Origin of the sequence: Pseudomonas sp. Root401, assembly GCF_001425105.1 — a bacterium.
GTDB classification, from domain to species: domain Bacteria; phylum Pseudomonadota; class Gammaproteobacteria; order Pseudomonadales; family Pseudomonadaceae; genus Aquipseudomonas; species Aquipseudomonas brassicacearum.
The window spans coordinates 165,213-187,425 of the sequence record NZ_LMDO01000023.1; the positions used below are offsets into that span (position 1 = coordinate 165,213).

21 protein-coding genes are annotated in these 22,213 nt (G+C 61.7%); 11 read left to right on the forward strand and 10 right to left on the reverse strand.

What is annotated here, in order from left to right; translation table 11 throughout:
- Positions 1 to 306 precede the first annotated feature (306 nt).
- Positions 307 to 786: a nuclear transport factor 2 family protein gene (locus ASC85_RS17795; RefSeq protein ID WP_057450712.1), complete on the reverse strand. Its 480-nt coding sequence runs from the start codon at positions 784 to 786 to the stop codon at positions 307 to 309.
- Positions 787 to 822: 36 nt separating this feature from the next.
- Positions 823 to 1,386 carry a TetR/AcrR family transcriptional regulator gene (locus tag ASC85_RS17800; protein WP_057450713.1) on the reverse strand — a complete coding sequence of 188 codons (564 nt, stop codon included), beginning with the start codon at positions 1,384 to 1,386 and terminating at the stop codon, positions 823 to 825.
- 120 nt (positions 1,387 to 1,506) lie between these two features.
- Between ASC85_RS17800 and pssA the strand changes: the two genes are divergently transcribed.
- The 11 genes from pssA (at position 1,507) to ASC85_RS17855 (ending at position 13,602) form a co-directional block, all read left to right on the forward strand.
- The gene (gene pssA, locus ASC85_RS17805) at positions 1,507 to 2,850 is read left to right on the forward strand and encodes a CDP-diacylglycerol--serine O-phosphatidyltransferase (RefSeq protein ID WP_057450714.1); all 1,344 of its coding nucleotides are present in this window, start codon (positions 1,507 to 1,509) and stop codon (positions 2,848 to 2,850) included.
- Positions 2,851 to 2,861: 11 nt separating this feature from the next.
- On the forward strand, positions 2,862 to 3,878 hold the full coding sequence (locus ASC85_RS17810) for an AraC family transcriptional regulator (protein ID WP_057450846.1): 1,017 nt from the start codon (positions 2,862 to 2,864) through the stop codon (positions 3,876 to 3,878).
- Positions 3,879 to 4,200: 322 nt separating this feature from the next.
- Positions 4,201 to 5,172: an NAD-dependent epimerase gene (locus tag ASC85_RS17815; RefSeq protein WP_057450715.1), complete on the forward strand. Its 972-nt coding sequence runs from the start codon at positions 4,201 to 4,203 to the stop codon at positions 5,170 to 5,172.
- Positions 5,173 to 5,205: 33 nt separating this feature from the next.
- A complete protein-coding gene (locus tag ASC85_RS17820) occupies positions 5,206 to 5,949 on the forward strand; it encodes a glycosyltransferase family 2 protein (RefSeq protein ID WP_057450716.1) in 744 nt (247 codons plus the stop codon).
- A 1-nt stretch (position 5,950) separates the two neighbouring features.
- Positions 5,951 to 6,244: a lipid-A-disaccharide synthase N-terminal domain-containing protein gene (locus ASC85_RS17825; protein ID WP_046062448.1), complete on the forward strand. Its 294-nt coding sequence runs from the start codon at positions 5,951 to 5,953 to the stop codon at positions 6,242 to 6,244.
- 67 nt (positions 6,245 to 6,311) lie between these two features.
- Complete coding sequence (locus tag ASC85_RS17830) at positions 6,312 to 7,769, forward strand: ArnT family glycosyltransferase (protein ID WP_057450847.1); 1,458 nt, start codon at positions 6,312 to 6,314, stop codon at positions 7,767 to 7,769.
- Positions 7,770 to 8,032: 263 nt separating this feature from the next.
- The gene (locus ASC85_RS17835; RefSeq protein WP_057450848.1) at positions 8,033 to 9,697 is read left to right on the forward strand and encodes an AMP-binding protein; all 1,665 of its coding nucleotides are present in this window, start codon (positions 8,033 to 8,035) and stop codon (positions 9,695 to 9,697) included.
- Positions 9,698 to 9,713: 16 nt separating this feature from the next.
- Positions 9,714 to 10,475 carry an SDR family NAD(P)-dependent oxidoreductase gene (locus ASC85_RS17840; RefSeq protein ID WP_003202015.1) on the forward strand — a complete coding sequence of 254 codons (762 nt, stop codon included), beginning with the start codon at positions 9,714 to 9,716 and terminating at the stop codon, positions 10,473 to 10,475.
- A 12-nt stretch (positions 10,476 to 10,487) separates the two neighbouring features.
- Positions 10,488 to 11,678 carry an acetyl-CoA C-acyltransferase gene (locus tag ASC85_RS17845; protein WP_162254878.1) on the forward strand — a complete coding sequence of 397 codons (1,191 nt, stop codon included), beginning with the start codon at positions 10,488 to 10,490 and terminating at the stop codon, positions 11,676 to 11,678.
- Positions 11,679 to 11,687: 9 nt separating this feature from the next.
- The gene (locus ASC85_RS17850) at positions 11,688 to 12,815 is read left to right on the forward strand and encodes an acyl-CoA dehydrogenase (protein ID WP_057450717.1); all 1,128 of its coding nucleotides are present in this window, start codon (positions 11,688 to 11,690) and stop codon (positions 12,813 to 12,815) included.
- A 13-nt stretch (positions 12,816 to 12,828) separates the two neighbouring features.
- Positions 12,829 to 13,602, forward strand: a complete 774-nt coding sequence (locus tag ASC85_RS17855; RefSeq protein WP_057450718.1) for an enoyl-CoA hydratase — start codon at positions 12,829 to 12,831, stop codon at positions 13,600 to 13,602.
- A 127-nt stretch (positions 13,603 to 13,729) separates the two neighbouring features.
- Here the strand turns inward: ASC85_RS17855 and ASC85_RS17860 are convergent, their stop codons facing one another.
- The 8 genes from ASC85_RS17860 to ASC85_RS17895 form a co-directional block, all read right to left on the reverse strand.
- On the reverse strand, positions 13,730 to 14,881 hold the full coding sequence (locus ASC85_RS17860) for an acyl-CoA dehydrogenase family protein (RefSeq protein WP_057450719.1): 1,152 nt from the start codon (positions 14,879 to 14,881) through the stop codon (positions 13,730 to 13,732).
- A 3-nt stretch (positions 14,882 to 14,884) separates the two neighbouring features.
- Positions 14,885 to 15,991: an enoyl-CoA hydratase/isomerase family protein gene (locus ASC85_RS17865; protein WP_057450720.1), complete on the reverse strand. Its 1,107-nt coding sequence runs from the start codon at positions 15,989 to 15,991 to the stop codon at positions 14,885 to 14,887.
- A 134-nt stretch (positions 15,992 to 16,125) separates the two neighbouring features.
- Positions 16,126 to 16,833: an HPP family protein gene (locus ASC85_RS17870; protein WP_057450721.1), complete on the reverse strand. Its 708-nt coding sequence runs from the start codon at positions 16,831 to 16,833 to the stop codon at positions 16,126 to 16,128.
- A 176-nt stretch (positions 16,834 to 17,009) separates the two neighbouring features.
- Positions 17,010 to 18,389 (reverse strand): UDP-glucose dehydrogenase family protein, encoded by a 1,380-nt coding sequence (locus ASC85_RS17875; protein WP_003202001.1) that lies wholly within the window; start codon positions 18,387 to 18,389, stop codon positions 17,010 to 17,012.
- A gap of 97 nt (positions 18,390 to 18,486) precedes the next feature.
- Complete coding sequence (locus ASC85_RS17880; protein ID WP_057450722.1) at positions 18,487 to 19,422, reverse strand: LysR family transcriptional regulator; 936 nt, start codon at positions 19,420 to 19,422, stop codon at positions 18,487 to 18,489.
- Positions 19,423 to 19,614: 192 nt separating this feature from the next.
- On the reverse strand, positions 19,615 to 20,154 hold the full coding sequence (locus tag ASC85_RS17885) for a hypothetical protein (RefSeq protein ID WP_057450723.1): 540 nt from the start codon (positions 20,152 to 20,154) through the stop codon (positions 19,615 to 19,617).
- A gap of 40 nt (positions 20,155 to 20,194) precedes the next feature.
- Positions 20,195 to 20,986 carry a putative hydro-lyase gene (locus ASC85_RS17890; RefSeq protein ID WP_057450724.1) on the reverse strand — a complete coding sequence of 264 codons (792 nt, stop codon included), beginning with the start codon at positions 20,984 to 20,986 and terminating at the stop codon, positions 20,195 to 20,197.
- Positions 20,987 to 21,078: 92 nt separating this feature from the next.
- Positions 21,079 to 22,026, reverse strand: coding sequence for a LysR family transcriptional regulator (locus tag ASC85_RS17895; protein WP_057450725.1), 948 nt, complete (start codon positions 22,024 to 22,026; stop codon positions 21,079 to 21,081).
- Positions 22,027 to 22,213: the final 187 nt, after the last annotated feature.

A 22,213-nucleotide genomic window follows, 5' to 3' on the forward strand; every position in this document is an offset into this window, starting at 1 on the left:
GCACCTTTGTCGGATTTGCCACCGCCATCGCGAGCAAGCTTTGCTCCCACAGAGCTGATGGGTGTACGACCGGGGGAGCCAGGTCGGCTACTAGGCCGCCTCGCGGTGGACGTTGATCTCGGGCACACCGAGCCTAGGCGAGGTGCCGAGTGGTGGGGCATGAGCGCTTTGGTTACTTTCGACTGGGCCGGCTTCCGGGCTTTTCGAAAGTGACCCGCCGTCAGGGCGGAACCATAAGCCGTCGTTACCGCAGCAATGGATATGTACCGCTATCAGACCGCGATAGCGGTAGGTCAGTCGAAAGCGTTACAACCCCAACTCAGACAACCCCGGATGATCCTCCGGCCGGCGGCCCAGCGGCCAGCGGAACTTGCGCTCGCTTTCCTTGATCGGCATGTCGTTGATGCAGGCATAGCGGTTATACATCAGGCCTTGCTCATCGAACTCCCAATTTTCGTTGCCGTAGGAGCGGAACCAGTTGCCCGAGTCGTCGTGCCATTCGTAGGCGTAGCGCACGGCGATGCGGTTATCAGTGAAGGCCCAGAGCTCCTTGATCAGCCGGTAATCCAGCTCCTTGGCCCATTTGCGGGTCAGGAACGCCTTGGCTTCCTCGCGGTTATGGGCGAATTCGGCGCGGTTACGCCATTGAGTATCCAGCGTGTAGGCCAGGGATACTTTTTGTGGGTCACGAGAGTTCCAGCCGTCTTCGGCCAGACGAACTTTCTCGATCGCCGATTCACGAGTGAACGGCGGCAACGGCGGACGAACTTCGGAAGAAGCAGACATGGCGGATCTCCAATGAATTGCACAAGGTTCAACAGCTCAGGCGTGTAACAACATCTTCAGCATGTCCTGGGCGTCGTCAGCCGCGCTGTGGTCGCCCATGACCAGCGCCACGGTAATGGCGCCGTCAATCAGAATCAGCAGTTGGCGGGCCAGTGCGTCCGGGTTCTGGACACCTTGTTCGACGCACAGCCGGGTTACGTAATCGAGCAACTTCTGTTTGTGCAGCTTCGCCACCTGGCGGACCGGATCCTGTGGATCGCCGGTTTCGCCACTGGTGTTGATGAATGCACAGCCGCGGAAACCCTCGCTGTCGAACCAGCCCTTGAGCACGGTGAACAGGTTGAGCAGCCGTGCAGTCGGGGTCGGCGCCTTGTCCACCTCAGTGCTGAACCAGTGCATCCAGCGTTCGTCCCGCCGCCTGAGGGCGGCCACGATCAGGTCGTCCTTGTTGGCGAAGTAGCGATAGACACTTTTCCTGGAGACGCCGGCGGTTTTCACCAGAAGGTCCATGCCGGTGGCGGCGATGCCACTTTTATAGATCAACTTTTCGGCGACATCGAGGATGATGTCTCGTGTTTCATTACCAGTGATTTCGTTCATGAAACAAAAGTAGAATGAACGTTCTCCTTGGTCAAGTCTTTTTTCTTTAGGACAGGAAGACCCAAACCCATCCATGGTGTAAGCTCATCCGTTCTTCGGAATCGACCTTTTGCGAGCCCTATGCCGTCGCTTTTCAAACGCTCCCTGCTGCCCAAGCTGCGCAGCTTTGCACTGACCGCCGACGCGGTGACCATCCTCGATGGCGCTGCCCAATTCCGCCGTTGCCTGCTGGAGAAAATCGCCCAGGCCACCCAGCGCATCTACATCGTCGCCCTGTACCTGCAACAGGACGAGGCCGGCCAGGAAATCCTCGATGCCCTGCATGCCGCCAAGGCCGCGCGTCCGGAACTGGATGTGGTCGTGGTGGTGGACTGGCTGCGGGCCCAGCGCGGGCTGATCGGCGCCAAGAAGCAGCCGGGCAACTCGGCGTGGTACCAGGAACAGACTCGTATCCACGCCAGCGAAGTGCCGATCTACGGCGTGCCGGTGCAGACCCGCGAGCTGTTCGGCGTGCTGCACTTGAAAGGCTTCGTGATTGACGACTGCGTCCTCTACAGCGGCGCCAGCCTGAATAACGTCTACCTGCACAAGTTCGACAAATACCGCTACGACCGCTATCACCTGCTGCAGAACACTGCACTGGCCGATTCGATGCATCACCTGGTGCAGCACGGCCTGGTCACCTCCAGGGCCGTGCACCGCCTGGACCTGCCGAACCTGCCCAGCACCCGCAGTTTGCGCAAGGACATCGGCGATTTGCGCAGTCGCCTCAAGTACGCGACCTATGACACCAGCGTTGGCAGCCTCGACAAGAGTGGCCTGTCGGTCAGTCCGTTGCTGGGCGTGGGCAAGAACAATCCGCTGAGCCGGGTGATCGGTGAACTGATCGCCAGCAGTCGCCAGCAACTGACCATTTGCACACCGTATTTCAACCTGCCCCTGGCGGTGACCCGGGAGCTCAATCGCGCCCTGGCCCGCGGGGTCAAGATCGACATCATCGTCGGCGACAAGACCGCCAACGACTTCTACATTCCGCCAAGCGAGCCGTTCAAGATCATCGCGGCGCTGCCATACCTCTACGAAATCAGCTTGCGGCGCTTCGCCAAACGCCATCAGCGCGCTATCGACAGCGGCCAATTGAACCTGCACCTGTGGCGTGATGGGGACAACACCTATCACCTCAAGGGCATGTGGATCGACGAGCGCTACACCTTGCTGACCGGCAACAACCTCAATCCGCGGGCCTTTCGCCTGGACCTGGAAAACGCGCTGTTGCTGGACGACCCCAAGGGCGAGTTGCTGGCGCCGCGCCAGGCCGAGCTTGAACAGATCTACCGCCATACCCGTCGGATCGAACGTTACCTGGACCTGGAAACCCTGCCGGATTACCCTGACGCCGTGGCCAGGTTCCTGAAGCGGGTCAGCCGGGTGCGGATAGAACGGCTGCTTTACCGGATCCTGTGAACACCCGCGCCATGTCGAAAAAAGACACCATCTCCATCCAGTTGGTGCGTGAGGCGCTGCTGCAGAGCTGCGCCCCCGGCGCGGCTACCGATGAGGTCCTGAACAAGGTCGGTATAGACCCTGCGTTGCTCGACGACACCCAGGTGCGGGTGCCGGCCCATGCCTATGCGCGGCTCTGGCGTTTGCTCGCCCGGCGTCTGGATGACGAGTTTTTTGGCATGGACCCGCGCAAGCTCAAGTCCGGCAGCCTGGCGTTTCTCTGCCAGTGCGCCATGGCCCAGCCCACGCTGGCGAGCGGCTTGACGGCGGGGCTGGGGTTTCTGTCGCTGATGCTCGAACACCTGCCGGCCCAGTGGGTGCGCCAGCAAAGCCTGGCGGAGATCGTGTTGCTGGAAGATGATCAAGAGCCGCGCCGGGCCTTTACCTATTTCACCTACTGGATGATCGTCCATGGCGTGGCCTGCTGGCTGGCCGGGCGGCGCATTCCCATTCTTTCCGTCGAACTGCGTTGCCCGGCGCCGGATTTCTGCGACGACTATCGGGTGATGTTTTCCCAGAACCTGCGTTTTGACCGGCCTCGTACCCGGATGATTTTCTCCGCCGAATGCCTCGACCTGCCGATCAGGCGCAACGCTGATGAGCTCAAGCGCTTCCTGGCCCAGGCCCCGGCCAACATCCTGGTCAAATACCGCAACCCGCAAAGCCTGGCCAGCCGCATCCGGCACGACCTGCGGCAGTTGCCTGCCGAACAGTGGCCGGAAACCGAGGCGCTGGCCCAGCAGCTGTGTGTGTCCGCGTCCACCCTGCGCCGACGCCTGGCGGAGGAGGGCCAGACTTACCAAGGTCTCAAGGACAGCGTGCGCAAGGATCTGGCAATCACCTGGCTGGCCGAGCCCTCCATCAGTTTCGTCGAAATCGCCTCGCGCCTGGGGTTTGCCGATGCCAGCTCCTTCTACAAGGCGTTTCGCAAATGGTCCGGCTCCAACCCGGGGCATTATCGCAGCCTGATTCTCAACGACCCTGATTGATCCATCGGCTGGTCTCCAATCTGGTGTCTCCCCAAGCCCCCTTGTGGGAGCGAGCTTGCTCGCGATAGCGGTGGCCCAGCCACTTCTTCATTGACTATCAGGCCCTCATCGCGAGCAAGCTCGCTCCCACAGGGGGTTCTATCGCGTCATTTACTGCTCATAAAACCGTCATCTATGTTTGATATAAGCCTCTGCAGGTGCCGGAAAAGCCAGGCCATCCATCAGAGTAATGTATGCAAGTGACCGTTTTGGGTAGCGATTGTGTCGGTTTGCAAGTCAGGTCCTGTCACGCCGTTGGGAAAAGTCCGCAAGGACGAGACGTATGAAAGTACTGGTCACCGGCGTCGCAGGGTTCATCGGATTTCATACCGCCAAGCGGCTGTGCAGCGATGGCCATCAGGTCATTGGCATCGACAACCTCAACAGCTACTACAGCGTCGAGCTGAAACAGGCACGACTGGCGCAGTTGACCGAATGCCGCGATTTCCGCTTTCAGTTGCTGGATGTGGCGGACAAACAGGCACTGTTGGAGTTGTTTGCCGAACATGCCTTCGACCAAGTCGTCCACCTGGCGGCCCAAGCCGGCGTGCGTTATTCCATCGACAATCCGGACGTTTATGCGCAAAGCAACCTGGTAGGTTTCCTCAACGTGTTGGAGGCCTGCCGTGCCCATCGGCCGGCGCATCTGATTTTCGCCTCGAGCAGCTCGGTGTATGGCTTGAACGACCGCCTGCCGTACGCCACCACCGACCCTGTCGATCAGCCCGTATCGTTTTATGCAGCGACCAAGCGCGCCAATGAACTGATGGCCCACGCTTACTCGCATCTCTACGGCATTCCCACCACTGGCCTGCGGTTTTTTACCGTGTATGGGCCTTGGGGACGGCCCGACATGGCGCTGTTCAAATTCACCGACGCCATCCTCAACGGTCGCGCCATCGACGTTTACAACGACGGCGCGATGTCTCGCGATTTCACCTATATCGACGACATCGTCGAGGGCCTCGTGCGGCTGATACCGCTGCCGCCGACCGATGAGACCGGCGTGCGCAACAAGGTCTACAACATCGGCTTCGGCTCACCGGTGAAGCTTCTGCAGTTTATCGAGTGCATTGAAGAAGCGCTGGGCATCCGCGCGATAAAGAATTTCTTGCCGTTGCAATCGGGCGACGTGGTCGACACGTGGGCGGACACTCGTGAATTGGAGGAGCGGGTGGGGTTTCGCCCACAGGTCGCAGTGCCGGTCGGTGTGCAGTCGTTTGTCGATTGGTATCGCGACTATTACGCCGTCTAACCGCTTATTTCCCAGCATTTTTTCTGGAGCATCATGCACGAAACCCCTTATGTGTCGGTCCTGATTCCGGCCAAGAACGAGGCAGGCAATCTCATTCCACTTCTCGAAGAAGTGCGCACGGCGTTGGCCAATGAGAACTTTGAGGTCATCGTGGTGGACGATGGGAGCACCGACGCCACCGCCGCTGAGTTAAGAACCTTACAAGGCAGTGGCTACCAGCAACTGCGGGTGCTCAGCCACACCCGTTCCCTCGGGCAGAGCACCTCGATCTACCACGCCGCCGAAGTGGCACGCGGGCATTGGTTGGCAACCCTGGACGGCGACGGTCAGAACGACCCGGCCGATCTGCCGAAAATGCTCGACCTGGTGCGCGGCTCCGAAGGCTCCCCCGGGGGCGTGAAGCTGGTGGCGGGGCATCGCGTCAACCGCCGGGACACGGCGAGCAAGCGTTGGGCCTCGCGATTTGCCAATAAACTGCGCGCCAGCCTGCTCAAGGACCAGACGCCCGATACCGGTTGCGGCATCAAATTGATCGAGCGCGAGGCGTTTCTGCGCCTGCCGTATTTCGATCACATGCACCGTTTTATTCCGGCGCTGATCCGCCGTCACAACGGCCGGATGCTGGTTCAGCCGGTCAATCACCGTGAGCGCGGGGCCGGGGTGTCCAACTACGGCAACCTGGACCGGGCGCTGGTGGGCATTGTCGATCTGTTCGGGGTGTGGTGGCTGATCAAGCGCACCCGCCTGGACGTCAACGCACAAGAAACCGAGGTTTGAAATGGGCAGAGAATCGTTGTGGTTGGCCGTTGGCTTCAGTGGTCAATTGGCATTCACCGGGCGTTTTGCCCTGCAATGGCTGTACAGCGAATACAAGAAGCGCAGCATGATTCCCGTTGGCTTCTGGTACTTGAGCATCATCGGTAGCGCGCTGTTGCTGGCCTATGCCATTTACCGCGAAGACCCGGTGTTCATTGTCGGCCAGTCCTTCGGCTTTATCGTTTACCTGCGCAATTTGCAGTTGATCGCCAAGCATCATGAGCAGGAAAACCCCGAACTGGCCAAGAAGGGCTGAGACGGTGCGGATACGATTATCTTCCTCGCGGCTCGAGCTCCTGGCGTTTGTGGTATTGGCCTTGATCATGGTGGGCGCGGGCCTGGGCTGGCGCCAACCGATGAACGTCGATGAGGAGCGCTTCCTTGGCGTTGCCCTGGAGATGCTGCAGAACGGCTCATGGTTCATTCCCCATCGCGCCGGTGAAATCTACGCCGACAAACCGCCGCTGTTCATGTGGACGGTGGCGCTGTTCGTGCAACTGACCCACCTGCCCAAAGTTGCCCTGTACTTGCCCGCGCTGCTGGCAGGCGCTGTCACCACCGCGTGCCTGTATGACCTGGGCCGACGCTTGTGGGGACGGCGCGTGGGGGTGATCGCGGCGCTCTTGTTTCTCGCCACCTACCAGACCTACAGCATCCTGCGCACCGGGCAGATCGATGGTTTCCTTGCGCTCTGGACCATCCTGGGAATCTATGGCTTGTGCCAGCATGTGTTGCTCGGCCCGGCCTGGCGTTGGTACTACGTGGCGTGTGCGGCGATGGGGTTCGGGATCATCAGCAAAGGCGTGGGTTTTCTGCCGGTGCTGATGCTGATTCCCTACGCCTATGCGCTGCGCAAAGGTTGGAAAGGGGTGGTGGCCATGCCTGGCCAGGCAGGACGCTGGTGGCTGGGGCTGGTCGTGGCATTGGCCGCCATCGCGTTATGGCTGGGGCCTTTACTGATGATTGTCGCGCAGGGCAGTGCCGACAGCCTGGCGTACGCCCAGGAAATCCTGTTCAAGCAGACAGCTGGGCGTTATGCCAACGCATGGGATCACCGCGAACCATTCTGGTATTTCTTCGTCCAGGTGATTCCGAAGTACTGGCTGCCGATTGTGTTCATGCTCCCCTGGCTGGTGCCGGCCTGGCGCAGACAACTGCTCAAGCACGACGGTCGGGTGCTGGTGCTGCTCGGTTGGGTACTGCTGGTATTGGTGTTCTTTAGCCTGAGCAGCGGCAAACGCAAGCTGTATATCTTTCCCGCGTTACCCGCGTTGATTCTGGTGGTGGCGCCGCTTGTGCCGTGGCTGCTGCGCCGCTGGTTTGGCGCGCGGCCGAGGGGCAGGGCGGTCTTCAACGTGCTGGCTGCGCTGTGGTTGTGTGCCTGGTTCGTACGCGGCTTCGTCGAGCCCCACAAGGAAGGCATCAACCCCCACCAGACCTTGATGCGCGATGTGGCCGGGATGACTGCCAATGCCGAGTTGGTGCTCGTGGGTTGGCGTGAGGGGCATTGGCTGTTCGCCCAGCAACCCATCGTGCATTTCGGCTTTTATAACGGCAACTCCCTGGAACAATCCGCCTCTTGGCTGCGCAGCCACCCGCGGGCCTTCGCCCTGGTACCCGCCCGGGACCTGGCCCGCTGTTACGACCCGCAAAAAGCTCGCCGGGTCGGCAATACTTCAAGGGCCGAGTGGTTCCTGGTGGGGGCTGACGCGGACAACCAGCGCTGCCAGTCGCCAACGCCGGAGAAGGTGTATTCATTTGCCTGGCAGCAGCCCTTGTAGCGGCTGAACCACCGCCATCGCGAGCAAGCTCGCTCCCACATCGATCGTTCCCACCCTCCTGCGTGGGAATGTCGCCAGGGATCCCTTGTGGGAGCGAGCTTGCTCGCGATGAGGGCCTGAAGAACACCACATCCCTGAACCATGGCCAAACCAGTCAAGCAACTTGAAAGCTTTGACCATTGCCGCCACAGCCCTTCGGCGCGAGTATTTGCCTGCTATTCACGGTTCCCCCAACCAATAAAAACCACAGAGGGATGCTGGTCATGCGCGATTATTCGTCCGCCACTTCGCAGTTCGATTACCTGCACACCGTCAACACCGCACTGCACGGCTCGCTCGAGGCGCTCAATGCCTGCGTAGAGTGTTGCGACCGGCATGCGTTGCCCGGGCGCATCGCCTTGTTCTGGGAGGGCCGTGACGGTAGCGATGCGACTTGGACTTACCGTGACCTGCAGGACAACGCCGCGCGGTTCGCCAATTTCCTGCGCGCCCAAGGCATCGGCAAGGGCGACAAAGTGGCTGGCCTGCTGCCGCGCACCGCTGAACTGTTGATCGTGGTACTCGCCACCTGGCGCATCGGGGCGGTGTATCAACCGCTGTTCACCGCATTCGGGCCCAAGGCCATCGAGCACCGCCTCGGCAGCTCGGGGGCGCGCTTGGTCGTTACCGATGCGGTCAACCGTCCCAAGCTCGACGAAGTCGCCAGTTGCCCCACCATCGTCACGGTCGGCGGCGAAAAGGGCCAGGGCATCGTGCGTGGCGACTACAGCTTCTGGGCCGAGGTGGCGAACTACTCCAGCCAGTGCGAACCGCTGATGCTCACCGGCGAAGACCCGTTCCTGCTGATGTTTACCTCCGGCACCACAGGACCTGCCAAGGCACTGTCGGTGCCGCTCAAGGCCATCGTTGCGTTCCAGAGCTACACCCGTGACGCGGTAGACCTGCGCCCCGAAGACGCCTTCTGGAACGTCGCCGACCCGGGTTGGGCCTACGGCATCTATTTTGGCGTGACCGGGCCGCTGGCGATGGGGCATCCGATTACCTTCTACGATGGCCCGTTCACCCTGGAAAGCACCTGCCAGGTCATCAACAAATACGGCATCACCAACCTGACCGGCTCGCCCACGGCCTATCGCCTGTTGATTGCCGGTGGTGAGCAGTTTGCCCGCTCGATCAAGGGCAAGCTGCGCATTGTCAGCAGCGCCGGTGAGCCGTTGAACCCGGAGGTGATCCGTTGGTTCGCCGATAACCTGAACGTGGTGATCCACGACCATTACGGCCAGACCGAACTGGGCATGGTGCTGTGCAACCACCATGGGCTGGAACACCCGGTGCACCTGGGCGCGGCCGGTTTTGCCTCGCCGGGCCATCGGATCGTGGTGCTGGATGAAAACCAGCGCGAGCTGGGCGTAGGCCAGCCGGGCATTCTCGCGCTGGATCGCAGCCAGTCGCCCATGTGCTGGTTCGCCGGTTACGAAGGCGGGCCGACCAGGGCCTTCGTCGGTGACTACTACTTGAGCGGCGACACCGTGGAGCTGAACCCCGACGGCAGCATCAGCTTCGTCGGCCGCAGCGACGACGTGATTACCACGTCCGGCTACCGGGTCGGTCCGTTCGACGTGGAAAGCGCGCTGATCGAACACGCGGCGGTGGTGGAAGCGGCGGTAATCGGCAAGCCCGATCCGGAACGTACCGAGCTGGTGAAGGCCTTCGTGGTGCTCAGCGCGCAGTTCCGTGCCTCACCAGAGCTGGCCGAAGAATTACGCCTGCATGTGCGCAAGCGCCTGGCGGCCCATGCGTATCCCCGTGAAATCGAATTTGTCAGCGACTTGCCGAAAACCCCAAGCGGCAAGTTGCAGCGCTTTATCTTGCGCAACCAGGAAATCGCCAAAGCTCAAGAGGCTGCGGCGCAGAACGTTTCAGCTTGAATCCAAGGAAATCATGATGCAGATCGACAACAAGATTTTTCTCGTCAGCGGCGGTGCTTCCGGCCTCGGCGCGGCCACCGGCGAAATGCTGGTCAAGGCCGGCGCCAAAGTGATGCTGGTGGACCTCAACGCCGACGCCGTGGCCGCCCAGGCGCAAAAACTGGGCTGCCAGAGCGTGGTGGCCGACATCAGCAACGAAGCGGCGGCTGAAGCGGCGGTCAAGGCCACGGTCGATGCGTTCGGTGGCCTCAATGGCCTGGTGAACTGCGCCGGTATCGTGCGCGGCGAGAAGATCCTCGGCAAAAACGGTCCCCACGCGCTGGCCAGCTTCAGCCAGGTGATCAACGTCAACCTGATCGGCAGCTTCAACCTGCTGCGCCTGGCGGCTGCGGCCATTGCCGAAACCGAGGCAGACGCCGACGGCGAGCGCGGGGTGATCATCAATACCGCGTCGGTGGCGGCCTTCGATGGGCAGATCGGCCAGGCGGCTTACGCCGCATCCAAAGGCGCCATCGCCAGCCTGACCTTGCCGGCCGCCCGTGAGCTGGCGCGTTTCGGCATCCGGGTGATGACCATTGCGCCAGGGATTTTCGAGACCCCGATGATGGCCGGCATGACCCCGGAAGTGCGCGACTCCCTGGCCGCCGGCGTGCCGTTTCCGCCGCGCCTTGGGAAACCTTCCGAGTACGCGGCACTGGTCAGGCATATCATTGAGAACAGCATGCTCAACGGCGAGGTGATCCGTCTCGACGGTGCCTTGCGTATGGCAGCCAAATAATCAGGAGGATTCATGATGTCCAACGATCCTATTGTCATCGTCAGCGCCGTCCGTACACCCATGGGCGGCTTCCAGGGCGAACTGAAAAGCCTCAGCGCCCCGCAGTTGGGTGCCGCCGCCATCAAGGCCGCCGTGGAGCGTGCCGGCATCGCCCCCGACGCGGTTGAAGAAGTGCTGTTCGGTTGTGTACTCGCCGCCGGCCAGGGCCAGGCACCGGCGCGTCAGGCCGCGCTGGGCGCCGGGCTCGACAAGTCGACCCGCTGCACCACGCTCAACAAGATGTGCGGTTCGGGCATGGAAGCGACGATCCTCGCCCATGACATGCTCATCGCCGGCAGCGCCGAAGTGGTGGTGGCCGGCGGCATGGAGAGCATGTCCAATGCGCCGTACCTGCTCGATCGGGCCCGCAGCGGTTACCGGATGGGCCATGGCCGGGTGCTCGACCACATGTTCCTCGACGGCCTGGAAGACGCCTACGACAAAGGTCGGCTGATGGGCACCTTCGCCGAAGATTGCGCCGAAGCCAATGGCCTCAGTCGTGAGGCCCAGGATGCGTTCGCCATTGCATCCACCACCCGCGCCCAGCAGGCGATCAAGGATGGCAGTTTCGACGCCGAGATCGTGCCGTTGCAGGTCATGGTCGGCAAGGAGCAGGTGACCGTACGCCATGACGAGCAGCCGCCAAAAGCGCGGATCGACAAGATCGCCTCGCTCAAACCGGCGTTCCGCGAGGGCGGTACGGTGACGGCGGCCAATTCCAGTTCCATTTCCGATGGTGCCGCGGCGCTGGTGCTAATGCGCCAGAGCCAGGCCACCCAGCGTGGCCTCAAGCCCCTGGCAGTGATCCACGGTCACGCGGCGTTTGCCGATACCCCGAGCCTGTTTCCCACCGCACCGATTGGCGCCGTGAAGAAACTGATGCAGAAAACCGGTTGGTCGCTGGATCAAGTCGACCTGTTCGAAGTCAACGAAGCCTTTGCCGTGGTGGGGCTGGTGACCATGGACAAGCTGGAGATTGCCCATGACAAGGTCAACGTCCACGGCGGCGCCTGTGCACTGGGCCACCCGATTGGCGCGTCTGGCGCCCGAATCCTGGTGACCCTGCTGTCGGCCTTGCGCCAGAAGGGGCTCAAGCGCGGCGTCGCGGCGATTTGCATCGGCGGCGGCGAAGCCACGGCCATGGCCGTCGAATGCCTGTATTAAGGAATCACCATGCTCCCGACTGAAGAACAGACCCAAATCCGCGACATGGCCCGGCAGTTCGCCGAAGAACGCTTGAAACCGTTCGCCGCCGAATGGGACCGCGAGCATCGTTTCCCCCGGGAAGCCATCGGTGAAATGGCCGAACTGGGCTTCTTCGGCATGCTGGTGCCGGAGCAGTGGGGCGGTTGTGACACCGGTTACCTGGCCTACGCGATGACCCTGGAAGAAATCGCCGCTGGCGACGGCGCGTGCTCGACCATCATGAGCGTGCACAACTCGGTGGGCTGTGTGCCGATCCTCAAGTTCGGCAACGATGAGCAGAAGGCGAAATTCCTCACGCCCCTGGCCAGTGGCGCGATGCTCGGCGCTTTCGCCCTGACCGAGCCCCAGGCCGGTTCGGACGCCAGCAGCCTCAAGACGCGGGCGCGGCTGGAGGGTGATCATTACGTGCTCAACGGTTGCAAGCAGTTCATCACGTCCGGGCAGAACGCGGGGGTGGTGATTGTGTTTGCCGTGACCGATCCGAACGCAGGCAAGCGTGGCATCAGTGCGTTCATCGTGCCGACCGATTCGCCGGGCTACAGCGTGGCCCGGGTCGAAGACAAACTCGGCCAGCACGCGTCCGACACCTGCCAGATCCTCTTCGAGGATGTGAAGGTGCCGGTGGGCAATCGCCTGGGGGAGGAGGGTGAGGGCTACAAGATCGCCCTGGCGAACCTGGAAGGCGGACGCGTGGGCATCGCGGCGCAAGCGGTGGGCATGGCCCGCGCGGCATTCGAGGCGGCCAGGGACTATGCGCGGGAGCGCTCCAGTTTCGGCAAGCCGATCATCGAGCACCAGGCCGTGGCGTTCCGCCTGGCCGACATGGCGACCCAGATCGCCGTGGCCCGGCAAATGGTGCACTACGCCGCCGCCCTGCGAGACAGTGGCCAACCGGCGCTGGTAGAAGCGTCCATGGCCAAGCTGTTCGCCTCGGAAATGGCCGAAAAGGTCTGCTCCATGGCGTTGCAGACCCTGGGCGGCTACGGTTACCTCAACGACTTCCCGCTGGAGCGCATCTACCGCGACGTGCGGGTCTGCCAGATCTACGAAGGCACCAGCGACATTCAGCGCATGGTCATTTCGCGCAATCTTTGAACAGGAGTCCTGCATGAGCTACGAAACGATTTTATTGGAGATCAAGGACCGCGTCGGCCTGATCACCCTCAACCGTCCCCAGGCATTGAACGCCTTGAATGCGCAGATCGTCAGCGAACTGAACCAGGCGCTGGACAGCCTGGAGGCTGATCCGAAGATTGGCTGCATCGTACTGACCGGCTCGAAAAAAGCTTTTGCCGCCGGTGCCGACATCAAGGAAATGGCCGAGCTGACCTACCCGCAGATCTACCTGGACGACCTGTTCAGCGACAGCGATCGCGTGGCCAACCGCCGCAAGCCGATCATCGCGGCAGTGAACGGTTTTGCCTTGGGCGGTGGCTGCGAGCTGGCGTTGATGTGCGACTTCATCCTGGCCGGCGACAACGCCAAGTTCGGCCAGCCGGAAATCAACCTTGGCGTGCTGCCAGGCATGGGCGGCACCCAGCGCCTGACCCGCGCGGTGGGCAAGGCCAAGGCCATGGAAATGTGCCTGACCGGGCGCTTCATCGATGCGGTGGAAGCTGAGCGTTGCGGCATCGTCGCGCGGATCGTACCGGCCGATGAACTGTTGGAAGAGGCGCTGAAGACTGCGGCGTTGATCGCCTCCAAGTCGGTGCCCATCAGCATGATGGTCAAGGAAAGTGTCAACCGCGCCTTTGAGGTCAGCCTGTCCGAAGGCGTGCGCTTCGAGCGGCGGGTATTCCACGCCGCGTTTGCGACGCAGGATCAGAAGGAAGGCATGGCTGCATTCGTGGCTAAGCGTGCGGCGGAGTTTCAGGACAAGTGATGCAGCGTTCTCACTGACGCCATCGCGGGCAAGCCTTGCTCCCACAGGGTCCGTGACCTGACACAGTATTCTGTGTGCAGCGCAGATTCAGTGGGAGCAAAGCTTGCTCGCGATGCTTTTTCTGCCGTTACACCAGGTAGTGCTTGAGCTCGCGGGCGATGACCATGCGTTGTATTTCGCTCGACCCTTCATAAATCTGGGTAATCCGCGCATCGCGGTAGTAGCGCTCTACCGGATAATCCTCGAGATACCCGTACCCACCATGAATCTGTATCGCCGAGGAGCAGACTTTCTCGGCCATTTCCGAGGCGAACAGCTTGGCCTGGGAGGCTTCTGACAGGCACGGCTTGCCGGCGCTGCGCAGGCGGGCGGCGTGGAGGATGAGCAGGCGGGTGGCGTTGATGCGGGTGTGCATGTCGGCCAGCAGGTTGGCAATGCTCTGGTGCTCGATGATCGGCTTGTCGAACTGTACGCGATCGCGCGCGTAAGCCAGTGCTGCTTCAAAGGCCGCACGGGCGATGCCCAAGGCTTGCGCCGCGATACCGATGCGGCCGCCTTCCAGATTCGAGAGGGCGATGGCCAGGCCTTTACCGCGAGCCCCCAACAGGTTGGCCTCGGGGATGGTGCAATTGCTCAAGGTGACCGCGCAGGTGTCCGAGGCGCGGATGCCCATTTTGTGTTCGGTGCGATCGACAATGAAACCCGGCGTATCGGTGGGCACCAGGAACGCCGAAATGCCTTTCTTGCCCAGTTCCGGGTCCGTCACGGCAAACACGATCGCCAGTTTGGCTCGCTTGCCATTGCTGACGAACTGCTTGGCGCCGTTGATGACCCACTGACCATCGCGCAATTCGGCCCGGGTGCGCAGGTTGTGGGCTTCGGAGCCGGCCTGGGGCTCGGTCAGGCAGAAGCAACCAATGGCCTGGCCAGTGGCGAGGTCGGCCAGCCACGTCTGTTTTTGTTCATCGGTGCCGAAATTCAGCACCGGCCCGCAACCCACCGAATTGTGAATGCTCATCAGTGCACCGGTAGCACCGTCGCCTGCGGAGATTTCCTCCACGGCCAGGGCATAGGCGACGTAATCGACGTAGGTACCGCCCCATTCTTCCGGCACCACCATCCCCAACAGGCCCAGTTCCCCCATCTTCGCCACCAGGCCATCGTCAATCCAGCCGGCCTTTTCCCACGCCTGGGCATGGGGGGCGATTTCACCACGGGCGAAGTCCCGGGCCATGTCGCGGATCATCACTTGTTCTTCGGTCAGTTCGAGGTCATGCATGGCTCAGTTCCCGTGGTCGTCGAAGCCGTCGAAGAAACTCGCCACATGGTCGGCGTCCAGCGCCTCCAGGGTCGGCGGGTTCCAACGCGGGTTCTTGTCTTTGTCGATCAGCAAGGCGCGCACGCCTTCGATCAGGTCACCGCGTTCGAACCATTGCTGATCCAGATGCAGTTCCAGGGCAAAACAGTCTTCCAGGCTCAAATGCCGACCGCGCCGCAGCATTTCCAGGGTCACGGCCATGGCCAGGGGAGAACGGCTGTCCAGCAGGTCGGCGGTCTTAATCGCCCATTCGTGGCTGTTGGCGACGGTGACCTGGCGCAACTGCTCGACCATGCTCGGCACATCGGGCAGGCCAAAGAAATGGTCGATGGCTGGCCGCAAATCGGCCAGGGGCGGGGCAGGCAGCTGTTGCACACCGAGTTTGGCCAGCAGGCTCTGCAGGTCCTTGAGTGGCGTATCACCCCACTCCAGGCGATCGAGGCGCGCGTCGAGCTGTTCAAGCTTGCGACTGTCCAGATACCAGTCGGCCAGCCCGCAATACAAGGCGTCAGCCGCGCGGATCTGCACGCCGCTGACGCCGAGGTAGATGCCCAGTTCGCCAGGAATGCGCGGCAGGAAGTAACTGCCGCCCACGTCCGGGAAATACCCGATGCCGACTTCCGGCATGCCCAGGCGGCTGCGCTCGGTCACCACCCGCAGATCGGCACCTTGTGCCAGCCCCATTCCGCCGCCCAGCACGAAGCCGTCCATCAAGGCGAGGATCGGTTTGCGGTAGTGATGAATCGTCAGGTCGAGGGCGTATTCCTCGACGAAGAAATCTTCGTGCAGGGTGTCGCCCTGCTTGTGGCTGTCGTACAACGAACGGATATCACCGCCGGCGCAAAACGCCTTCTCGCCCGCGCCACGTAGCACCACGGCGCGGATCTGTGGGTCGAGGGCCCAGGTATCGAGTTGTTGCTGCAAGCTGCGCACCATGCCCAGGGTGAGGGCATTGAGGCCGGCGGGGCGGTTCAGGGTCAAATGGCCTATGTGATTGCGAACTTCGACCAGCACCTCATAGGCCGCGGTTTCGATGGTTCCCGCAGCGTGTGATGAAACCTGAGCTGTCATCGCTAACTCCCTGCTTTTATTCTTCTTTATGAATTGTGTCGCGCGTACCCATTCAGGATCGTACCAGTGCAAATTTGCATTGCACAACCGGGATACGTGCAGGTCCTTTCTGCATATTTATAGCAGCCACAGGCTCAACCGCGACTAGAGAGAACCTCCGCGATGCTGCGACGCTTGGCATTTCGCTCGCTGGCGTGGATCAATTGCTCAAGATCTTCCGGCGTGACGTCAAAGAATGCTTCCATTTCCGCCAGGGCCAGTTTCAGGTCTTCGGCGGTGATCGCCTGGCGGTCGACGGGTGGGTGGTCAGCCGGTATGACGGCCAGCGGCTCGCTGGCTCGCTTGGGATAGCGCACTCGCGTCAGGTTGTTGTAGGCCAGTGCAAAGGCCAGCAGCCCGGAACCGGCCAGCATCGCCGCACCAACGGCTTGCCAGTCCAAGGCAATGATAGACGGGGCGGCCAGCACCAGCGTCGCCGCCAGGGCGCCTGCCGGCGGATGCAGGCAGCGCAGCCAGCACATCAACACCAGCGCCATGCCCGCCGCCAGGCAGGCGCTACCCAGCGTGCGGCCCAATACATGGGCTACCAGCAGCGCGACGACCGACGCACACAGGTAACCGCCGACAATCGACCAGGGCTGGGCGAGGGCGCCCGATGACACCGCAAACAACAGCACCGCCGAGGCGCCTAGGGGGCCGATCAGGTGTTGCGCCACCTCAAGGCCAAATACCTGGCCACAAAGCCAGACACTGAACATCGTCCCCAGCGCCATGCCGATGGCGGCGCGGCTCCATTCGGTGGGACGGGTATTGATAGCGGCGGGGAACCAGCGAGAAAGCATTAAGCGAAAATCCAAAAAACGAGCAAAAAAAGGGGCTTACGGGAAAATCCCAGAAAGCCCTTTAAGTGTTCCAACAGTTGGGGGAGGAACGGCGCACAGTGTGCCGTTCACAACCCTTGCTTACAAATTCATATTAATGCTGGTTGAGTGCATTAATTTTGAGGTAACGCCACAGGTCACGCGCTTCTCGAAGCTGGGAACCACGTTTGCTGGGCAATGGGCAGGTTGCGCGACTGCCCGCGGCCCATCGGGAAATAGGTGAAACCCTTGTCGGCCATGCGCTCCGGATCGAACAGGTTACGACCGTCGAAAATCACCGGGGCCTTGAGCCGTTGCTGGATCAGGTCGAAGTCCGGGGCCTTGAAGGGTTGCCATTCGGTGCAGATGACCAACGCGTCGGCCCCCGGCAACACCGATTCCGGCGTGCCCATCAGCATGAGTCGGGGCTCGTCGGGGTAGAGCAATTGCGTCTGCTGCATCGCCTCCGGGTCGAACGCGCGGACGCTGGCACCTGCGGCCCAAAGCGATTCCAGCAAGGTGCGGCTCGGTGCGTCGCGCATGTCGTCGGTGTTGGGCTTGAAGGCCAGGCCCCACAGGGCGAAGGTCTTGCCGCGCAGGTCGCCCTGGTAGAACGCGTTGATCCGCTCGAACAGCTTGTGTTTCTGCCGCCCGTTGATGGCTTCCACCGCTTGCAGCAGGTCGCTGGAGCAATGAGCCTGCTCTGCCGTGTGGATCAGGGCCCGCATGTCCTTGGGAAAGCACGAACCACCGTAGCCGCACCCCGGGTAGATGAAGTGATAGCCGATGCGCGAGTCGGCGCCGATGCCCAGGCGCACGGACTCGATGTCGGCCCCCAGGTGTTCGGCCAGTTCGGCGATCTGGTTGATGAAGCTGATCTTGGTCGCCAACATGCCGTTGGCGGCGTATTTGGTCAGCTCGGCGCTGCGCAGGTCCATGAACAGGACTCGGTCGTGGTTGCGGTTGAACGGGGCGTACAGGTCGCGCATGGTTTCGCGGACTTCATCGCGTTCGCAACCGATCACGATGCGATCCGGACGACGGCAATCGGCGACCGCCGAGCCTTCCTTGAGAAATTCGGGGTTGGAGACAATATCGAACTGCAGCAGGCGACTGGCCTTGAGCAGGCATTTGTCGATGTGCGCCCGCAGAACGTCGCCGGTGCCCACCGGCACGGTGGACTTCTCCACCACAATGAGCGGTTGCTCGCGGTAGCGGGCGACGGCCTCGCCGACGGCCAGGACCTGGCTCAGATCGGCACTGCCATCGTCCCGGGAGGGTGTGCCCACGGCAATAAACAGCACCTGGCCGTGCTGCACGGCGAGCTGTTCGTCGCAGGTGAAATGCAAACGGCCAGCCTCCAGGCCTTCACGCACCAGCGCGGCCAGGCCAGGCTCGTAAATGCTCACCTGGCCTTGGCGCAGGCTGTCGACCTTGCGCTCATCGATGTCCATGCACACCACGTCATGGCCCACTTCGGCCAACACGGCGGCTTGTACCAAGCCCACGTAGCCACTTCCGAATACACTGATTTTCATGGTGGATTCCCTGGATCATTCCGAGCGAGCGACATGCACAGCCAGCGTTCGCCGCGGTGCGCTCGGTCCAGAGTAAGTCGGGGATGTTGCAGTTCACTTACAGCCCGCTGAAGTCTTGCGTCGCCACTCGGTACGCTGCCGGTAATTGTGCGACGAATTCGCTGACCACTTCCCGGGTCAGGCTGACGATGTCTTCCACCCGTTCCATTCCCGCGCCGGTCCGCCAACTGGCCACGATGTCCATGACCGATGGCAGCGGCACACCGTCCACCAACGTCAGTGTGCCTTGGGCCAATTCGCCGACGACCAGCGCCGCGGGCATGGCGCCAATGCCAAAGCCGTCGCGAACCAGGCGGGTAATGGCCGAGGCCGAGTTCACGCAGTTGATGCGTGGCGAGACGATGTTGGCCGAATGCAGCAGGTTGAGAATGTCCTGGTGGGGCCGGGAGTTGCGCGAGAACGTCACGATGCGTTCCTGGGACAAGTCCTCCAGCGACGCATAGGACCGATCATAGGCGGAGCCGGTGCGCACCACCCAGTGCATAGGGTAACGGGTCAGCAGCGCGTTGCGTACACTGTCCAGGCGCAGGATGTCGGTCTGGAAAATGATGTCCTGGTAGCCTTTTTCCAGTTGCGAGCACAGGTTGCTCGCGGTGTCGGCCGAGAGTTCGATTTCCAGGGCCGGGTAACATTCCATCAGGCGTGTCACCAAGGGGCTGAGCCAGGTGTGGATCACCGTATCCATCGCACCGATGCGGATCCGGCCGCGCACCTGGCGCGGATCCTTGATCACGGCTTTCATGCTTTGCATGGTGTCCATGATGCGCTCGGCGTACTCCAGCACGCGCTGGCCTTCGGAGGTCAGCGACACACCTTTGGAATCGCGCACGAACAGGCGCACGCCCATTTCGTCCTCCAGGGCGGCGATCCGACTGGAAATGGACGCCTGGGTGGTGAACAGCTTTTCCGCGGTGAGGCGAAAGCTCTTCAGGCGGGCGACCCAGACGAAGGTTTCGAGAAACTTGATGTTCATTTGGGCGTTTCCTTGGCGCAGTCATGGGAGCATAGAAACTGTGGCGAGGGGAGTGTCCCACCCTGTGGGAGCAAGGCTTGCCCGCGATGAGGTCAATGCGCTCTCCCTGGGAACCGAGGCGCCTGCATCGCGGGCAAGCCTTGCTCCCACAGAAAAGTCCCTCGCACAGTGGCTAGGCAAGCTTCATATTCTTCACTGCTCGGCATTAGCCATGTACAGAACTACTTCTTGCAACTCGTCCAGATCCGGGACGTTATCGATAATCGCTTCAGGCCGGCACCATGGGTACTCCAGCCGCGATGCCCAGGCCATGATCATCGGCAGATTGGTCGCCGGCAGGGTCTTCATGTGTTCGATGGTGATGGTCAGTCGCTCGGCCAGTCTCGACGCCGGATCGAACTGCCAGTCATACAGGCCACAACCGACGCGTGCCTCGCCACTGTTCTTGTCGGACATCGCCACCAGCCATTTGCACTGGAACGCCTCGGCATTGGCCGGTGGTGGAGCGGCCAGGCAGAACGTGTAGACGTTTTCGAAGGTCTGGCCAAAGCGACTGACCAGCACGTCGCCAATGGCGGTACGGCCTTCGACGTGGTCGGGAAACGTGATGGAGCCGGTGCGCACCACCATGTGCAGAATAGCAGTCGGCGTAAAAGCCTGGTCCAGCAGGTGCGGGCGGTTGCCGTCCTTGGCGCTGATGTACTGTTGGATCGATCGCTGAGCGGTGTTCATCGTGTGTCCCTTCAAGTTGAATAACAGCCTCGTTCGAGGTTTACAGATCACTGTTCCATAAGTCCGTCACCAGCATGCAGCCCGGGGCGTGGGTGATGCACAACGGTGGACGTGAGGCCTGGACCACCGATTGAGGCGTCACGCCGCAGGCCCAGAATACCGGGATCTCGTCCGCTTCCACCGGCACGGCATCGCCGTAGTCCGGCGAGTCCAGGGATTGAATGCCGATCAGTGACGGATCGCCGATGTGCACCGGGGCGCCGTGAACGTTGGGCATGCGCCCGGTGATCTGGATCGCCTGGATCGCCGCGGCGGCTTTCATCGGCCGCATGGTCACCACCATTTTGCCAGACAGGCGGGCGGTGGGGCGTGTGTCGATGTTGGTCTGGAACATCGCGACATTGCGCCCCAACTCAATGTGCCGCAAACGGATGCCGGCCTCCAGCAGCGGTTGTTCGAACGAGAACGAGCAACCGAGGGCGAAGGCCACCAGGTCGTCCTGCCACAGGTGTTCGATGTCCAGCGGCGCTTCGCTCAACTCGCCGTGGCGATAGACGCGGTATTGAGGTACCTCGTGGCGGATATCGATGGCGGCGCCCAGGTTGCGGAAGAACGGATCGCCTGGCTCGGTCACGTCAAGCACCGGGCAGGCCTGGCGGTTGAGGGTGCAGTAGCGCAGGAATTCATTGGCCCAGTCGCCGGGCAGGATCACGATATTGGCTTGCACGCGGCCCTGGCCCAGGCCGCTGGTATGGCCCTGGTATTGGCCGGCGGCGATGCTTTGGCGCAGGGTCAGGGGCGTGCATTGCTGCAGTTGTTCGAAGGACGTCATTACGGGGCTCTCCAAGCGTTCGTTCGCTACTTTGAGAACACCGTGGCGATGACGTCCAACAAGGAATATTGCTACCCCGTGACAACAAAAAGTTATTCAAGAGGTGGTTGGCTGTTCAGGCCGGGGGCCGCCACCATGCGTAGCGGCCCGACATCAACGGCGTATTGGCTGACCACCTGGCGACTCATCTGGACGATGTTCTCGATCAGTTCCAGGCCGACACCAGCGCGCCACGAGGCGACGACGTCGAGTTGGGGCAGGGCGGTGCCGGGTTCGAGTTGGATCAATTCGCCGCTGGCCAGGGGCTGGGCCACCAGCGCGGCGGGCAGGGCGCCGATGCCGAATCCGTCGCGAACCAGCCGGGTCATGGCTGACACCGAGTTGACGCAACTGACCCGTGGCGCACTCACGCCATGGGCGTACAACAGGTTGAGGACATCCTGATGCGGTCGCGAATGCTTGACGAAGGTGATGATGCGCTCGCCGGCCATCTCCACCAGCGACGCATAGGGGCGGGCATAGATCGACTGGCTGGCGGCGATCCAGTGCATGGGATAGTGCCCCAGTTCCAGGTTGCGTACGCTTTCGTGGCGGACCAGATCGGTCTGGAACACGATGTCCAGGTAGCCTTTCTGCAATTGCTCGCAGAGATTGCGCGCGGCATCGGCGGTGATTTCGATTTCCACGGCGGGGAAGGCTTGCATCAGCATCGACATCAACGGGCTGAGCCAGGTGTGGATCACCGTATCCATCACGCCGATGCGCACCAGGCCTTGTTGCGGGCTGCTGGTGTCCAGTGACTGCTTCAACGCCCGCTGCACTTCGAGCATCTGTTCGGCGTAGTCGAGCACCTTGAGGCCTTCGGGTGTCAGCGAAACCCCGCGTGAATCCCGTACGAACAGGCGCAGGCCCAACTCCTCTTCCAGCGAAGCGATCCGGCTGGAGATCGCCGCCTGGGTGCTGAACATCTTCTCGGCGGTGAGACTGAAACTCTGTAGCCGGGCGACCCAGACAAAGGTTTCGAGGAATTTGAGGTTCATGAAGGCTCTCTGGGGGGCGTGTGGTTCTTGTGTTGCAATTGTTACTCCAGATCGGGCCGTCGGACGCATCAAATTTTCTTATGTCCCCTCTGATGTTTTTCCCGTTTGACGCTGTGCCGATTCGCCACCAAGAATCCGCTCCACGACGCAGCCACTGCGTCCGCATCCCCAACGACAACGCCTTCAC